Source organism: Synechococcus sp. BMK-MC-1 (assembly GCF_014279955.1).
In the GTDB taxonomy this organism is placed as follows: Bacteria; Cyanobacteriota; Cyanobacteriia; order PCC-6307; family Cyanobiaceae; genus Synechococcus_C.
Map to the genome: position 1 here is coordinate 1734033 of NZ_CP047939.1, position 15456 is coordinate 1749488.

General features: G+C 62.7%; 18 protein-coding genes and 1 tRNA gene. 7 read left to right on the forward strand and 12 right to left on the reverse strand.

From position 1 onward, the window contains the following. The first annotated feature begins 93 nt into the window (after positions 1 to 93). Entirely contained in the window at positions 94 to 351 is a 258-nt protein-coding gene (locus tag SynBMKMC1_RS09685; RefSeq protein WP_186471572.1) for a hypothetical protein, read from the forward strand. 27 nt (positions 352 to 378) lie between these two features. Here the strand turns inward: SynBMKMC1_RS09685 and SynBMKMC1_RS09690 are convergent. From SynBMKMC1_RS09690 to hisF, 7 genes are all read right to left on the reverse strand, one after another. After that, positions 379 to 465, reverse strand: a tRNA-Ser gene (locus tag SynBMKMC1_RS09690). A 25-nt stretch (positions 466 to 490) separates the two neighbouring features. Continuing rightward, complete coding sequence (locus tag SynBMKMC1_RS09695) at positions 491 to 2446, reverse strand: ComEC/Rec2 family competence protein (protein ID WP_186471573.1); 1956 nt, start codon at positions 2444 to 2446, stop codon at positions 491 to 493. A 53-nt stretch (positions 2447 to 2499) separates the two neighbouring features. Continuing rightward, the gene (glyQ, locus tag SynBMKMC1_RS09700) at positions 2500 to 3390 is read right to left on the reverse strand and encodes a glycine--tRNA ligase subunit alpha (protein ID WP_186471574.1); all 891 of its coding nucleotides are present in this window, start codon (positions 3388 to 3390) and stop codon (positions 2500 to 2502) included. Positions 3391 to 3439: 49 nt separating this feature from the next. After that, entirely contained in the window at positions 3440 to 3787 is a 348-nt protein-coding gene (locus tag SynBMKMC1_RS09705) for a hypothetical protein (protein WP_011933669.1), read from the reverse strand. Between the two features lie 86 nt (positions 3788 to 3873). After that, on the reverse strand, positions 3874 to 4575 hold the full coding sequence (gene ubiE, locus SynBMKMC1_RS09710; protein ID WP_186471575.1) for a bifunctional demethylmenaquinone methyltransferase/2-methoxy-6-polyprenyl-1,4-benzoquinol methylase UbiE: 702 nt from the start codon (positions 4573 to 4575) through the stop codon (positions 3874 to 3876). After that, positions 4572 to 4805, reverse strand: a complete 234-nt coding sequence (locus SynBMKMC1_RS09715) for a hypothetical protein (RefSeq protein WP_011933671.1) — start codon at positions 4803 to 4805, stop codon at positions 4572 to 4574. Before SynBMKMC1_RS09715 ends, ubiE begins: the two co-directional genes overlap by 4 nt. A gap of 57 nt (positions 4806 to 4862) precedes the next feature. Further along, a complete protein-coding gene (gene hisF / locus SynBMKMC1_RS09720) occupies positions 4863 to 5654 on the reverse strand; it encodes an imidazole glycerol phosphate synthase subunit HisF (RefSeq protein ID WP_186471576.1) in 792 nt (263 codons plus the stop codon). Positions 5655 to 5708: 54 nt separating this feature from the next. Here hisF and SynBMKMC1_RS09725 point away from each other — a divergent pair, with 54 nt between their 5' ends. From SynBMKMC1_RS09725 to SynBMKMC1_RS09735, 3 genes are read left to right on the forward strand one after another with little or no spacing between them, the layout of a single operon-like run. Continuing rightward, positions 5709 to 5927 carry a DUF2862 domain-containing protein gene (locus SynBMKMC1_RS09725; protein ID WP_186471577.1) on the forward strand — a complete coding sequence of 73 codons (219 nt, stop codon included), beginning with the start codon at positions 5709 to 5711 and terminating at the stop codon, positions 5925 to 5927. 11 nt (positions 5928 to 5938) lie between these two features. Continuing rightward, the gene (gene chlG / locus SynBMKMC1_RS09730) at positions 5939 to 6892 is read left to right on the forward strand and encodes a chlorophyll synthase ChlG (protein WP_011933674.1); all 954 of its coding nucleotides are present in this window, start codon (positions 5939 to 5941) and stop codon (positions 6890 to 6892) included. Further along, positions 6889 to 8928 carry a transglycosylase domain-containing protein gene (locus SynBMKMC1_RS09735; RefSeq protein ID WP_186471578.1) on the forward strand — a complete coding sequence of 680 codons (2040 nt, stop codon included), beginning with the start codon at positions 6889 to 6891 and terminating at the stop codon, positions 8926 to 8928. Before chlG ends, SynBMKMC1_RS09735 begins: the two co-directional genes overlap by 4 nt. On the opposite strand, the gene SynBMKMC1_RS09740 is transcribed toward SynBMKMC1_RS09735, so the two are convergent. Beyond that, entirely contained in the window at positions 8906 to 10249 is a 1344-nt protein-coding gene (locus tag SynBMKMC1_RS09740) for a 16S rRNA (cytosine(967)-C(5))-methyltransferase (RefSeq protein WP_186471579.1), read from the reverse strand. The two genes, SynBMKMC1_RS09735 and SynBMKMC1_RS09740, sit on opposite strands and share 23 nt — an antisense overlap. Positions 10250 to 10335: 86 nt before the next feature. On the opposite strand from SynBMKMC1_RS09740, the gene SynBMKMC1_RS09745 reads away from it, so the two are divergent. Then, complete coding sequence (locus SynBMKMC1_RS09745; protein WP_255486159.1) at positions 10336 to 12006, forward strand: iron uptake porin; 1671 nt, start codon at positions 10336 to 10338, stop codon at positions 12004 to 12006. On the opposite strand, the gene SynBMKMC1_RS09750 is transcribed toward SynBMKMC1_RS09745, so the two are convergent. Then, positions 11935 to 12375, reverse strand: a complete 441-nt coding sequence (locus SynBMKMC1_RS09750) for an MGMT family protein (RefSeq protein ID WP_186471580.1) — start codon at positions 12373 to 12375, stop codon at positions 11935 to 11937. The two genes, SynBMKMC1_RS09745 and SynBMKMC1_RS09750, sit on opposite strands and share 72 nt — an antisense overlap. Beyond that, positions 12375 to 12707, reverse strand: coding sequence for a glycine zipper 2TM domain-containing protein (locus tag SynBMKMC1_RS09755; protein WP_186471581.1), 333 nt, complete (start codon positions 12705 to 12707; stop codon positions 12375 to 12377). The genes SynBMKMC1_RS09750 and SynBMKMC1_RS09755 overlap by 1 nt, the downstream gene beginning before the upstream one ends. Positions 12708 to 12849: 142 nt before the next feature. On the opposite strand from SynBMKMC1_RS09755, the gene trmH reads away from it, so the two are divergent. Continuing rightward, positions 12850 to 13539 carry a tRNA (guanosine(18)-2'-O)-methyltransferase TrmH gene (gene trmH, locus SynBMKMC1_RS09760; protein ID WP_186471582.1) on the forward strand — a complete coding sequence of 230 codons (690 nt, stop codon included), beginning with the start codon at positions 12850 to 12852 and terminating at the stop codon, positions 13537 to 13539. Positions 13540 to 13589: 50 nt separating this feature from the next. Next, entirely contained in the window at positions 13590 to 14309 is a 720-nt protein-coding gene (locus SynBMKMC1_RS09765; protein ID WP_186471583.1) for a MauE/DoxX family redox-associated membrane protein, read from the forward strand. A 34-nt stretch (positions 14310 to 14343) separates the two neighbouring features. On the opposite strand, the gene SynBMKMC1_RS09770 is transcribed toward SynBMKMC1_RS09765, so the two are convergent. Beyond that, on the reverse strand, positions 14344 to 14604 hold the full coding sequence (locus SynBMKMC1_RS09770; RefSeq protein ID WP_186471584.1) for a hypothetical protein: 261 nt from the start codon (positions 14602 to 14604) through the stop codon (positions 14344 to 14346). A gap of 20 nt (positions 14605 to 14624) precedes the next feature. Further along, positions 14625 to 15443 (reverse strand): ABC transporter permease, encoded by an 819-nt coding sequence (locus tag SynBMKMC1_RS09775; RefSeq protein ID WP_255486395.1) that lies wholly within the window; start codon positions 15441 to 15443, stop codon positions 14625 to 14627. Positions 15444 to 15456 lie beyond the last annotated feature (13 nt).

Here is a 15456-nt window from a genome sequence, read left to right on the forward strand (position 1 = left end):
AGCGTTTCGCCATCCAGTCTCACAACGCGACAGGTTCATCACGAAGTCTCTCAGGAAATTGCCGACGACTCGCCTTGTCCCGAAGCTTGGGACATGGCAACCACCAGCACCCCTCTCAACAGCCTTCTTGAGGAATCCCTGAAAGAGGCCTCAATCGGTGAGACCGTTCACTTTCGCTGGCATGCCACCCCAGTGGGAATTGCTGCCTTGTGGCATTCAGACGACCAGCCTCTGACCCCTCCTTTCGACGACGCCTTGAAGGAAGGACTTGACGTTGGGCTTGACCTCAGCAGGGAAGAACGGGAATTCCATCAGGTCAGCCTCGGGCTGGTCCTGCTGTTTCACTCCTGATTCAGGACGATTTGATGGCATCGAAAACGGAGAGGGTGGGATTCGAACCCACGAGGGTGTGACCCCTACACGATTTCGAGTCGTGCGCAATCAACCGGACTCTGCCACCTCTCCCTGCGCAGTGATGCGCTTGATCACTTTAGAGCTCCGCCCCACGCCCCACCCAAGCCAGCTCGCCGCGTGGGGGTAACAGATCCCTGCGACGCAGAGCAAACAGCCGCTGTCCCACCTGAACCTGCAGGTGACGACCTCTGGCACCGGTCACGCGCAAACCGAGGCCTGCACTTGTCAACGTCTGCCCGGACCGCAGGGGGAGCTGCCCCTGCTGCTCCGCCAAAACAGTGTGCGCCAGGGGAGTCCAACATCCGGACTGGTCCATGGCCACAGGATCCATCACCGCCACCCAATCGAAACGGGCATGGCCAAGCCCCGCGCCCAGTTGCCTGGCCACATGGCAACTCAACCCATCGCCATGGCTGCTCAACAAAGCCGCACGGCCGCGATGGCGCAGCACCAGCCATTGGCGTCCCCACTGCTCCACCCTGATCAGGTCATCACTGCACTGCACCCACCCCTGCACCACCACGGCCAACAGAGCCAGGGGAACGGCGTGGCAACGCCAACGCCGCAGCGCGGGTAACCACCAGGGAATCAAGGCAAGGGCAAGCGCGAGCACCACCAGCGGTTGGGGACGGCCGGTGAGCAACTGGGCCCAAGGCCAGCCACTGATCCAGTGCACCAGAACGATCAGCACGCCTGCCAACTGCTGAACGGGCCAGATCAGCCAGGGCAGAACAAAGGCGGTGATCGGCGCCGGCGCGACCAGCACAAGCAGGGCCAACGCCATCGCCGACAGGGTGAGCGGAGCGAGCAAGGGAGCCGCCAACAGATTGCTGACCAGGGCGTAAAGGGGGGTCGAACCGAAGTGCAGCAACTGCAAGGGCAGGGTCCAGGCCAGAGCAGCGATGGGGACGGACAGGGCAGGGGCGAGGGGACGCAGCCACCCCGGCCCATGGGTGCAAAGCCACTGTTCCAAGGGAGCAGCCGACACCACCAAACCCGCGGTTGCTGCAGCGCTGAGTTGAAAGCCCACCGAACGGGCCCAGGCTGGATGCATCAGCAGCATGAGCAGCAGGGTGAGCACCAGCACGCCGAGCGGGCGACTGCGCTGCCCCCCTTCACGGATCAGGAGAGCGGCGGCGCCCATCAGCACGGCCCGCACCACCGAGGGCTGGGCACCGGCCAACGCCAGAAACAAGCCCATGGCACTTCCCCCGGCCCCGACGTGCAGCGCAGACGGACCTGAGCGAGTGGCCGCCAGGGTGGTGCCCAGCAGCACGGACAGATGAAACCCTGAAGCGGCGAGGGCATGAGAGAGACCCGCCACGCGGAAGGCCTCACGCAGATCCGCCATCAGATCCACCTGCGCACTCCCCAGCACAAGCGCGGCCAGCAGCCCGCCGCGCGCAGGTCCGGCTGCCGTGGTGAAGGCCTCGGCAATGCGCCGGCGGCCATCGGCCAAAGGCGTCCAGGACTGGCGCAAGACCTGAACAGACGCACTGCGGATCTGGCTCCAACTGCCTCGAGCGAGCAAGCGCTCCGCTCCGCCACGGAGCAAGGGGTGAGCAGCAGGCCGAGGCCGTCGCAGCGCCCCTGTGACTTCAAGCCAATCGCCCCGATGCAGAGGCTGCTGACAAGGATCGACGGTGAGTTCCGTCCTCCCCCGGCGCCGCGCACCATCGAGATGATTCACCTCCAGCAGAGCGCGGCAACGTCCATCGCGAAGCCGTCCATCGTTCAGCAGACGTCCCTGGAGGGTCACCTCCACAGCCGGGCCCTTCACCGGAATCCAATGACTGGGATCCAAGGGATGGGGGCGCGGCTCAGCGGCCAGGCCGGAGCGGGCGATCACGAGCGCCAGCAACAGGCTGATCAGGCCCAGAGATGGCCTAGAAAGCCCGCAGCACCGGCGCAGAACGCCAAGACCGAGACCCAGCACCACCAGCAGCGTGCACCAGTGCTGCCAGGTCTGGGACAGCGCCGCGCCCAGGGATCCCAGCAGCAGGAGCAACGCCGTGGCCAGGGCCGAATTCATGGGGCACCCGCATCAGTGATGCAGCGAGGGTTCCCCGGTTGGCCGCAAAGGGATCAGACCGCTGCTGTTGCCGCACTCGGCTCCAGCAAGGGAAATCCGAGCGCCTCTCGCTCCGCCAGCCAGGCTTCAGCCACCTTGCGGGCCAGCGTGCGGATCCGGCCGATGGTGGCCGTGCGCTCGGTCACCGAGATCACTCCACGGGCCTCCAGGAGGTTGAAGGTGTGCGAGCACTTGAGCACAAAATCCAGGGCCGGAGCGGGCAGGTTCTGGGCGATCAGATCGGTGGCCTCCGCCTCATAGATCGCGAACAGCTGCTTCAGCCGCTCTGGGTTGGACGCCTCGAAGTTGAAATGGCACTGACCCTTCTCAAAAGGCAGCCAGATGTCGCCGTAACCGCGCTGGGCATTCCAACTCAGATCCCAGATGCTCTCCACATCCTGGAGATACATCGCCAGGCGCTCGAGGCCGTAGGTGATCTCAATCGACACGGGTTTGCAATCCAGACCGCCGCACTGCTGGAAATAGGTGAACTGGGTGACCTCCATGCCATCCAGCCACACTTCCCAGCCCACACCCCAGGCACCAAGGGTGGGGGACTCCCAGTTGTCTTCCACAAAGCGGATGTCGTGGTCCGCTGCCTTGATACCGAGAGCCTCCAGGGAGGCGAGATAGGTCTCCTGAATGCCATCAGGGGATGGCTTGATCAGCACCTGGTACTGGAAGTAGTGCTGAGCTCGGTTGGGGTTATCGCCATAACGCCCATCGGTGGGCCGGCGGCAGGGTTCTGGGTAGGCCACAGCCCAGGGCTCAGGACCAATGGCGCGCAGCACGGTGTGCGGACTCATGGTTCCAGCCCCCTTTTCCGTGTCGTAGGGCTGGAGCAACAGACATCCCTGCTCAGACCAGAACCGGTTGAGGGTGCTGATGATGTCTTGGAAGTGCATCCGTGCGTTTGGGCCGTTGCAGGGCATTCTCCTCAAAGACCCTCCCGGCTCAACTCAACGACAGACAACGGTGGAGATGGGCGATGGCGTGATGACGGTGGGGATGGCCATGGCCTGGTCCCATCATCCCCAGCCAGAAACTGCCATCGCCCTGGAACACGAGCACGGGCTTGGACGCCCCTTTCCCATGGGTCTCAAGCAGGGACATGCAGAGCTGCTCGGCCACTTCGGCTCCCCTGGGACGAGAGCGCAATCGGCGCAGGATGGGATCCACCTGCGAGAACGACACAAACGTGGCTTTTTGCGAGTCGGTCACCAGGATCATCCCGTCCAGCCACTGGACTTCACTGAGGAGATCTTCGATGGACGCCAACAGCGACGGCAGCGGAAAGGCCAACGTGAATGCCTCCGGTTCTTAATGATTCCTTCATAAGTCACCAGTCTCATTTGTCGCAAGCGATACAAAGGGTGCTTTGCAGCTCTTCAAGAGCGCAGGGTTAAAAGCCCCATCAGCCCCCCAGCCACAGGGCGATGACGGGCCAGGGGAAATCCCACGTCTCTGGCCAGCTGTTCCTGGGAGGCACCATCTGGAAAGCGCTGCAAACTGGCCTCGAGATAGGCGTAGTGGTCTTTGAGGCCAAGCCCATCGGCCACGGGAACCACCACACGCCGCAAGTAGGTCCGCTGAAAGCGCGCTGCCATGGACGTGGGCTTGAGTCGATTGAAATCAAGGATGCCTGCCCGGCCCCCAGGCCGCAACACCCGTTTGATTTCCTGGAGACCCGCTGCCGGATCAGCAAGATTGCGCAACCCATAGGCCATCACCACCCCATCAACCGAGGCGGTCTCGGCGTTGAGAGCCAGGGCGTCGCCCTGCTGGAAAGCAAGCGTTAGCCAGGGCTCGCGCGCTGCGCGTTGGCGCGCGAGCGCAAGCGGCGCCTCGGCCGTATCCACTCCCAGCACCTGGCCACCAGGGCGAACCCGCCTGGCCAGTGCAAGGGCCAGATCGCCAGTGCCGCAACAGAGATCAAGCCAGCTCTCCCCAGAACGCGGAGCCAGATCGAGAAGCATCTGGCGTTTCCATTGGCGATGCAACCCAAAGCTGAGCAGGTCGTTCAGCCGGTCGTAGGTGGGCGCAGCGTCATTGAACAGCTGCTCAACAGCCTCTGGATCTCCAGGTTTCAAAGCAGGAAGTCGTTCAAGGTCATCACCATCACCGTGGCCAGTCCAACGGCAGCTGAACACACCAGACACCCCGCCAGCATCAAGGAAAACTCCTGTTGATCAACGGCGGATTGCATGAGCTGCAACCCCCAGGCCACCAGTGCGATCACGATGCTGACCAGGGCAAGCCCAATCCAGAAAGTCGGCGACCATGCGTTCACCTGAGGCACCGAAAGTGCACTCAAGACCATCGATTTGGACCCTGGGTTCAACACGGCGCTTGGCGCTTGCAGCCACGTATCAAAACTTTAAGTATCACCAGCGCCTTCGGGGGGGCGAATGGCCAGACCACGACGCAGCAGGTCGTTCTTGATCTCTTGCACCGTCAGAACGCCGTCGTGAAGCAGGGACGCCAGCAACGCGGCCGACGCGTGTCCACCGCTGGGACCCTGGTCGAGAGCCTCGGCGATGTGATCGAGCGTTCCGGCTCCACCGGAGGCAATCACTGGAACCGGCACCGCTTGGGCGACAGCACGGGTGAGGTCCAGGTCATACCCCGCCTGGGTGCCATCACCGTCCATGGACGTGAGCAGGATTTCTCCCGCTCCGAGCCTGGCCACTTCACGGGCCCAATCAACAGCGTCAAGGCCGGTGTTCTCGCGGCCACCCTTCACATACACATCCCATCCACCGCCATCACGGCGACGGGCATCGATCGCCACAACGATGCACTGGCAGCCAAAACGCTGCGCGCCCTCTTGCACCAGCTCAGGACGCCGCACAGCCGAGGAATTCAGGCTGACTTTGTCAGCTCCAGCCCTCAACAACTCCGTGATTCCCTCCACAGAGCCGATTCCTCCACCAACGGTGAAGGGGATCGTGACCTGCTCCGAGGTGCGCCTCACCAGATCAACAAGGGTGGCGCGTCCTTCGTGGCTGGCTGCGATATCCAGAAACACCAGCTCATCAGCTCCGGCCTGGCTGTAGCGGCAAGCAAGCTCAACGGGGTCTCCGGCATCGCGCAGTCCAACGAAATTGATGCCCTTCACCACCCGGCCAGCGGCCACATCGAGGCAGGGAATCAGGCGGAGAGCGACCATGACGTTTGATTTGCGGCTGTTAGGGTTGCTGCCACTTTCCAAGCCTCGCAGGCCATGTCACAGCAGGCAATCACCATCGACATCGGCTCCAAGGTGCGTGTCACCCGCGTTCGCGATCGCATCCCCAAAGCGCTGGTTGAGCTGCTGAAAACCGACGCCAATGGCACCGTGACGGATTTTCGGACCGTGGATGGCAAGGGAATCGGAGTGGTTGTTGAACTCAGCGATGGGTCAACCAACTGGTTCTTTGAAGATGAAATTGCTCCCGCCTGAGGACTCAACGCGTGAGTGACGCCCGTCAGCTGCTTGGCATGAAAGGTGCCAGCGGCACCACCAACATCTGGAAGCTGCGCCTGCAGCTCATGAAACCCGTGACCTGGATCCCGCTGATCTGGGGCGTGGTTTGCGGTGCAGCCGCCAGTGGGCATTACGAGTGGCGCCTGGATCATTTCGCAGCGGCGCTCGGCTGCATGGTGATGAGCGGTCCTTTGTTGGCTGGTTACACCCAGACCATCAACGATTACTACGACCGCGAGATCGACGCGATCAATGAGCCCTACAGGCCGATTCCATCCGGGGCCATTCCTCTTGGCCAGGTGAAACTGCAGATCTGGGTGTTGCTGCTGGCAGGTCTTGCCGTGGCCTATGCCCTGGATCTCTGGGCCGGGCACACCACCCCGGTGCTCTTGCTGCTTGCGCTCGGTGGGTCGTTTGTGAGCTTCATCTATTCAGCTCCGCCGCTCAAGCTCAAACAGAACGGCTGGCTCGGTAATTACGCCCTGGGAGCGAGCTACATCGCCCTTCCCTGGTGGGCCGGCCAAGCACTGTTTGGACAGCTCACTTGGGCGACAGCGATTCTCACCCTGGCCTACAGCCTCGCCGGACTTGGCATCGCCGTTGTCAACGACTTCAAGAGTGTGGAAGGCGACCGTGCCCTGGGGCTTCAGTCACTTCCGGTTGCATTCGGAATTCGGCCGGCAAGCTGGATCAGCGCTGGGATGATCGACATCTTCCAGCTGTTGATGGTTGCGGTGCTGATCGCCATCGGGCAGCATTTTGCTGCCGTGCTTCTGGTGCTGCTGATCGTGCCTCAGATCACCTTTCAAGACATCTGGCTGCTGCGGGATCCAGTGGCTTACGACGTGAAATATCAAGCCAGCGCGCAGCCCTTCCTCGTGCTCGGCATGCTCGTGACCGCCCTGGCAATTGGCCATAGTTCCCTGACTCCAGGGATGTGACCCGCACCCGTCGTCACTGGGTTCTGATCGGAGGATCTGCCGTTGTGGTGGGTGTTGGTGTTGCCCTTGCCCAGGCCGCTGTCACCCGCGCTTTCGACGCCACCCTCCCCGATGCCCGCGGCATCAGTCGCTTTAACCGCCCCGGCACGATCACCCTGCTCTCCACTAACGGTGCCGTGATTCAGAAGCTCGGCCCTGCCACCCGGGAAAAAATCGAGCCTGGACAGATGCCCCTGCTGGTGAAGCAGGCCTTCATCGCCGCTGAAGACCGCCGCTTCTATGAGCACGACGGCGTGGATCTCTGGGGCATTGGCCGTGCTTTGGTGCGCAACGTCCGCCAGGGTGCTGTGCGCGAAGGCGCCAGCACGATCACCCAGCAGCTGGCCCGCACGGTGTTCCTGAGCCAGGACCGCACGCTGACCCGCAAGCTCAAGGAAGCGGCCCTGGCCTACAAGCTCGAACGCCAACTCAGCAAGGAGCAGATCCTCGAGCAATACCTCAACTATGTGTACCTCGGCTCCAGCGCCTACGGCCTGGCCGATGCGGCCTGGGTGTATTTCTCCAAAACACCGAGCGAGCTCAACCTTCCTGAGGCCGCATTGATCGCCGGCCTGCCCCCCGCGCCCTCGGTGTATTCGCCTCTGGTGAATCCGAAACTGGCCCTGGAACGGCGCAGCCTGGTGCTCGACCGCATGCGTCAGTCGGGATTCATCACAGCCAGCGAAGCCGAGCAAGCCCGCAACAGCCCGTTGGCGCTCAAACCTGCGATTCCCAAATATTTCAACAGTGCAGCGCCGTTCTTCACCAGTTGGGTCGCCCAGCAGTTGCCCCGTTTGCTCACGCCGGAACAACTGGAAGTGGGCGGCCTGAAAATCCGCACCAGCCTGAATCTCAACTGGCAGAAGAAAGCACAAGCCGTGGTGCGTGAATTCGCACCCTTCGACACCGAAGGCTCGATCGTGTCGATGGAACCGGGCACAGGCCTGGTGCGCGTGATGGTGGGTGGCAAAGACTTCAGCAGCAGCCAGTTCAATCGCGCCACCCAGGCGCTGCGCTCGCCCGGTTCCACCTTCAAGCTGTTTCCCTATGCCGCTGCGATCAATTCCGGGGTGAAGCCGGAAGACAAGTTCGTGGACGCTCCCCGCTGCTGGGCGGGCTACTGCCCCAAGAATTTCGGCAACAAATACTTCGGCACCATTTCCCTGGCGGATGCCCTGAAGAACTCGCTGAACACCGTGGCGGTGCAGCTGCAGGACAAGGTCGGGTTCGACGCGATCATCAGCACCGCCAACAAGCTGGGCATCGGCAACCAGCGCCCACTGGGCAAGTACTACCCCATGGCCATCGGGGCCTACGAGCAGACCGTTCTCGAGATGACAGCCGCCTATGCCGCTGTTGCCAATCGGGGGGTCTACGTGAAACCCACGGCTTTCGAGGAGATCCGAGGCCCAAACGGCAACGTGCTCTGGAGCAGGCGCGTGGATGGCGACAAAGGACGGAGGGCCCTCGACAGCGACGTGGCCGATGCCATGAACTGGATGTTCCAACGGGTGGTGAGTGGGGGAACCGGCGCCGCGGCCCGCCTGGATGACCGTCCGGTGGCCGGCAAAACCGGCACCTCAGAGGGAGCCCGGGATCTGTGGTTTATCGGATCGATCCCCCAACTCACCACGGCCGTGTGGTTTGGCTACGACAACAACAACGAAACCAACAGCAACAGCGGAGAAGCCGCCTGGGCCTGGAAGCAGTTCATGGAGGAGGTGAAGGGCACCTACCCGGTGCAGAACTTCCCCCCCAAGCCCGTGCTCACGCGCACCTTCCAGCCGCCCGGCAAAGCCAAACCCTCCGGGAGACGAGAGGAAGCCCCATACCAGGGATACGACTACACCCCAGGGCCTGATCTCTGGGCTCCCGGCGAAGAGCCCTTCATCGGGGGAGAACCGCCGGCTGCACCAACGGCACCGCCACCCCGTTACGTCGCCCCACCAGGAGGACCGCCGGTGGATGAAAATTTCAGGCCGCTGCCGGTGCAGTGATCACAGCTGCATAAAACCCATCCCCGCCCTGCGGGTCTGGCCAGCGCTGCTGTTCAGACGCCAGCACGAGCTGGGGATGACGCTGCAACCAGCCATGAATCTGTTCGGTGTTCTCGGCAGGGTGCACGGTGCAGGTGGCATACACGATCCGTCCACCAGGCTTGAGCAATGGCACCAGGGCATCAAGAAGGCCAGCCTGAAGTTGCACCAAATCGGCAATCGACGCTTCGCTGATGCGCCAGCGCGCATCCGGGTGACGGGCCAACGTTCCCAGACCGGAGCAGGGGGCATCCAACAGGATCCGATCAAAGGAAGCTCGCCACTGCGGGCGTTCTTCGAGCAATTGCGCGGCATCCGCCGTCAAGGCATTGATGCAGCCACTGCCGAGTCGGGCAGCGTTGGCGGCCACCCGTTGCAGGCGCCCGGCCGAACGGTCCACAGCCCAAACCTCTCCTTGATCCCCCATTAATTCCGCCAGATGGGTGGCCTTGCCGCCGGGCGCTGCGCAGGCATCCAGCACCCGCTGCCCTGGCTCAACGGCCAGCAACGGCGCCACCCACTGAGCCGCACGATCCTGCACGCACCAGTGGCCTTCCTCGTACCCCGGCCACTGGCGCAGATCCCCTGCTGAGTGCAACACCTGCAAACCATCCGGGCAGCCGGGGATCGCCGCCGTGGGCATGCTGCGTTCCGCCAGACGTGCAGCCATCTCTGCGGGCGATGAGCGCAGCCGGTTGATGCGCAGATCCAACGTCGGCACCTGATTGCACGCCTGCGCCACTTGAGCGGCCTGATCCGGGCCGCACCAGCGCAGCAAATCCTGGGTGAACCAGAGCGGCAGCGACTGGTTTTGCGCCAGCGCCAGCGCCGGATCGGTCGGCTGAACCAAACCATCGCCCGCCTCACGCGCCCGAAGCGCTGCGCGCAGCAGGCCATTCACCACAGGCGCCAGGCGCGCCAGCTTGCCCCGTTTGGCCAGTTCCACCGTCGTATTCACGGCAGCGGCGGCAGGGATCCGCTCCATGCGCAGCACCTGGTACAAACCGAGATGCAGCAGCCAGCGCAGGCGTGGAGGCTGTTTGCGTGCCGGCACTTTGCCGAGCTTGTCGAGCCAGGCGTCCAGCCACTGACGCCAACGAATCGCGCCATAGGCCAATTCGGTGGCCAGGCCGCGGTCAGCAGCCTGCAAGGGGTGCTGGCGCAACGCCCGCTCGAGGGCGACATCGGCGTAAGCCCCAGCCGCCACAGCTTCCAGCACCTCCAAGGCCACACGGCGCGACGCCAGCCCGGGCGTTTCGGATCGAGACGGCGACTCACTCACGCGTGACAAACAACACCTTCTCCAGAGCTAGCGCCACAACCTCTGCGGAACCAAGCCATAGTTCAGCTGTTTTTTTGAGTACAAACGTGCCAGCGCTTGCAGTGCATCGAGTGATCTCGGCGAGCACGGCTCTCGTGGTTTTGGCTCCTGTGTCGGTTGAAGCCACGGACATAACAGGCGACAGCCTCGAGCAGGTCACCAGCATCACTCAGTTCTCCGATGTGGTTCCCACCGACTGGGCATACCAGGCACTGAGCAACCTGATCGAGCGCTACGGCTGCGTCGCTGGCTACCCCAACGGCACTTACCGCGGCAACCGGGCCATGACCCGCTTTGAAGCGGCTGCCCTGCTGAACGCCTGTCTCGACCGCGTCACCGAAGTGACCGACGAGCTCAAGCGCCTGATGAAGGAGTTCGAGAAGGAACTCGCGATCCTCAAGGGCCGTGTGGACGGTCTGGAAGCCCGCGTGGGCGAGCTGGAAGCGACCCAGTTCTCCACCACCACTCGGCTGAAAGGACGGAGCGTGTTCGTGGTGGGCGCAAATACCTACTCGGGTTCAGACACCTTCGGGTTTTGGTCTGTGCCAATGGCCCAGACGATGAATGGAGCGGCCAGCTTCAACTACAACGTCGAAATCGACCTGGATACAAGCTTTACCGGCAACGATCTCCTGCGCACACGATTGCGCGCAGGCAACTTCCAAAACAGCGGTTTTGGCAATAACTACCTGGCCATCAACACTCTTGAGAGTGCATTTCAGGAGCCAGCCCTGGCCAATACTTTTGGGATTAACAGGTTGTTTTACTCAGTCCCCTTTGGGGCAGATGTGAAGGTTGCCCTCGGGCCGATCGTTCGAATGGATGATCCAGGGATGCTCGGTCTCTGGCCCAGCGCCTACAACAAAGGAAAAATCCTCAGCCTTTTCACGTTTGCTGGGGCACCGGCCACTTACAACTTCAATGCTCTTGGTGCGGGCGGGGGGTTCACGCTTCAACGACTCTTTGGTCGTGACAATCTGCGATTGAGCAGCAGCTACATCGCAGTCAATGGCCAATTCAGCAATTCAAATCCCAATAATGCGCAAACCCCTGGAGTCCTGCCTTCCGGCTTTACCAATGCAGGTGGTCTTGCAAGCAAGGCCACGAGCTCGTCCTGGACTACGCAACTGAGCTTCAGAGGCGAACAACTGCGATGGCGATGGGGAGTTGCTGCGGCCTACACCTACAGCCGCAATCTCTCGTTCCCGAATGGAACACCCCGCGCCATTGAGATATCAGGACCAGACAGTAACTTCCCAACCAACAGCACCAGCAATGTGGGCGTTAGTGCCTATTGGGAACCGCTGATATCAGGCGTTTGGCCGTCCATCAGCCTGGGCTGGGGATATAGCTCTGTTGAACGAGCTCCCTACATGCCGGTGTACAGGCCGCGGGTGCAATCGTGGATGGTTGGGTTGCAATGGGCTAGCAAGGCCTTGGAAGGCAACAGCTTCGGAACAGCCCTTGGGCAAGCTCCATTCGTGACGGACAGTGGCGTCGGAACGCCTCGGGGATTTCCTGTAGCCCGCATCGCCCATGATTCAAATTTGGTCTGGGAAGCCTGGTACCGCTGGCAGCTGTCTGATCACATCGCCATCACACCTGCGATCTACTACGCATGGCAGGTGGGTGGGGAAGTTGGCACCTTATCCCCCACTGGGCTCGGTACAACCATCAACAATCTCGGCGGATTGATTCAAACCAGCTTCCGCTTTTGAGGCATCCCAGCGCAAAAGCACCTGCGCTAACTGTTCTCGGTCTGGCTCCCAGAGGAAACGGCGCAGCGGCAGCCGTCCCTCGTCATCCACGGGGATGCCTTCGCTGATCAGCAGCTCCCGCTGAATCCAATCCGAACCCTCGCGACTCAGGCTCATCGAAATCTTTCCTTGGGCATTCACCACCCGCTGCCAAGGGATGGGCGTTGGCAGGGACAGCCTGCGCAGGGCCCAACCCACCTGCCGCGCACAGCCATAGGCGCCGATCCAATCGGCCACCTGCCCGTAGGTGGCCAGCCGTGCATGGGGAATGAGGGCAACGACCGCATGGACACGCCCATCAAAGCCAAGCCTGGAGGGCGCCTTCGCCATCAACCTCCATCCACCTGACAACCGAGCAGGGCACCGGCAGCGCCTCCCACCGGCACACCGATCCAGCGGCCATTGCCGCGGGACAGAGCAGCGCCCAGGCCGGCCCCCAGCAATCCGCCGATCACGCTGCCTTCCACGCAGCTGTTGGTGTCGGTGTCGGCAGCGGCACTGGATCGCACCCGACGCCCTGCAGTCCCATCGCGGCGATCCATGTCATCCCTGTCGTAGTCATACACCGTGAGGGGTGCAGCCGTCGCCGCGGGATGGAACGCAGGTGCCGTGGCCGCCAGGGCGATCACCACAGCAACGCCGGTGCCAAACGAACGCTTCATGCCAGTGCTAGTGAAGTCAGCTTGATGCTGAATCGCTGCAACGCCAATGCATGACTGATCAGCCTCAAGGTTGCGTCGGAATCTGACTGGGTCGGGCGTTGCATACCCTCAAAGCAGGCTCCATGCATTCCCCCATCGGCTGATGCCCCTGCTCCCCCGCCGCTTCGAGCGCTTGCGCACCGTGCTCAATCAACGGATGGCCGACCTCACGGTTTTGGTGGAGCACGTTGAAAAACCCCACAACCTCTCGGCCATCCTGCGCAGCTGCGATGCGGTGGGTGTGCTGGAAGCCCATGCCGTGAGCTTCAGCGGCAGACCGAGAACCTTCAACAGCACGGCCCAGGGCAGTCAGCGCTGGGTTCCCCTGCGCGACCATGCGGACGTCGGCTCCGCCGTGCGCCACCTCAAGGAGCAGGGTTTCCGCCTCTACGGCACCAACCTGGGGGTGGATGCCCGTGATTACCGCGACTGCGACTTCACCGGGCCCTGCGCCTTCGTGCTCGGCGCTGAAAAGTGGGGTCTCACCGAGGAGGCCACGGGCTTGATGGACCAAGCGGTGTTCATTCCGATGCGGGGGATGGTGCAGTCCCTGAATGTGTCGGTGGCCACGGCCACTCTGCTGTTCGAAGCGCTGCGCCAACGCCAGGCAGCGGGCGTGGCACCGCACAACGGCGAAGGCATCCCAGCGGAGCAATACGGCGATCTGCTGTTCGAATGGGCCTATCCCCAGGTGGCCGCCTGGTGCCGGGAACAGGGACGCAGCTATCCAGCACTGAGCGGGGATGGAGAGATCCTTGAGGATCTTCCGCGCACCGCCAAATTGCGCTGCTGATCTTCGAACCAGCGGCTACGGTCCGGCGTGACCAGAGCGACGGACTGCCGGTGCCGGACGAACTTCACGATGTGCATCTTTATCGCATGTCGCTGCCGGAGCATGAGTGCCCCTGGGGACTGAAGGCCATTGCGCTGCTGAAGAACCGGGGCATCGCCTTTCAGGACCACCTGCTCAGCAGCCAGGAGGAGGTGAACGCCTTCAAGCAGCGTCACAACGTGCCGACCACGCCGCAGATTTTTGCGGGCGACAGGCGCATCGGGGGGTACAGCGAACTCGCCGCTGCGCTGGGAGAGGAGGCGGAAAGCGCTGACTACTCCTACACACCCGTGGTTGCCGTGTTTGGCACGGCTCTGTTGATGGCCCTGGTGCTGGGCGAAGCCATCATCCAACACTTCATGGGCTTTTCGATCTGCGCGCTGGCGATGCTCAAGCTGATGGATGTGGAGTCGTTCGCGGCCAGCTTCGTGAAGTACGACCTCATCACCCAGCGCTGGCGGCCCTGGGGAAAGCTCTACCCCGGAGTTGAGCTGCTGATCGGCCTTGGCTTTCTGCTCAGTTCTCCCTTGGCTCTGGCCGGTTGGGCCGCGCTGGTGGTGGGCGTGCCCGGCATGGCCTCGGTGATCAAGGCGGTGTATGTCGACAAGCTCGCCCTCAACTGCGCCTGTGTGGGAGGCAACACCAAAACGCCCCTGGGAATCATCAGCTTCTCGGAGTACGCCATCCTCACCGTGATGGGCTTTCTGGTGGCGTTTCAGCTGGCGTTCTGAGGATCGTCCATCCGTTACTTCAGTACGCCAATAATCAGAACGGCATCAACACGTCTTTGCTGCCCTGGGTGCGCTGCTGAACCGGATGGTTCCGGCGAGCCGCAGGCAAGCGAAACGCAAACACCAGCGCCAGCACCTCAAGCAGCAGGCTGCGCCCGATAAACAGAACCACCAGCCCCAGGGTGATGGCCAGCATCTGCTCGAGCAGACCGATCACATCATCGGGATTGCCGCGGCCCGACACCCAGAGGATCACCATCAGCGACAGCAAAACGAGCGTGGCCCAGAACGGCATGGATGGTTCAAGCGCTGCTTTCAGTGTGCCGCGTCTCGGCCCGTGCTGCTCACCCAAGCCTCCAAGCCTTCACCCAGAAAGGAGAGGCCCAGCACCAGGATGAACATCGCCAGACCTGGATAAAGGGCTGTCCACCAGATGCCCGTGGGGACAGCCGCCAGGGCCAGGTTCAGATCACTGCCCCATTCCGGAACCGTTTCCGGCAAACCGAGGCCGAGAAATCCCAGGCCACCCAGCACCAACACCGCATCAGCGGCATTGAGCGTGAGCAACACCGGCACGGACGTGATCACGTTGCGCAGCAGGTAGCGGCGCAGAATCCAAAGCGGCCCCGCCCCGAGGGTGCGGGCGGCTTCCACGAACAACTCAGCCTTCACCTGGGCTGTTTGATTGCGCACCACGCGGAAATACTGGGGCACGTACACCACGCAGAGGGCTGCCGCGGCGTTGGGGATGCCCCGACCGAGCAGAAAGGCCAGCACCACCGACAGCAGCAGCACCGGCAGGGTGTAAAGGGTGTCCATCAGCAACACCAGGATCCGGTCCACAGCGCCGCCGAGATACCCGCTCACCATGCCCAGGGGCACTCCGATCACAAGGGCAAGGGCGACGGCCAGCAGCACCACCTGCAACGCCACCCCACTGCCCTGCAACGTGCGCACACACACGTCCCGCCCCAGCCGGTCCGTGCCGCACCAGTGCTGCAACGACGGAGGTGCATAGATGGGGTTGTCCAGCCCGGCATTGGGGTCGGGCAACACTCCAGCGGCCAGCAACAGCGGGGTGACCAAGGCCACGAGCACATAAATCGCCACGATCACCAAACCCCAGCGCGCCATGCGGCCCGAGAGG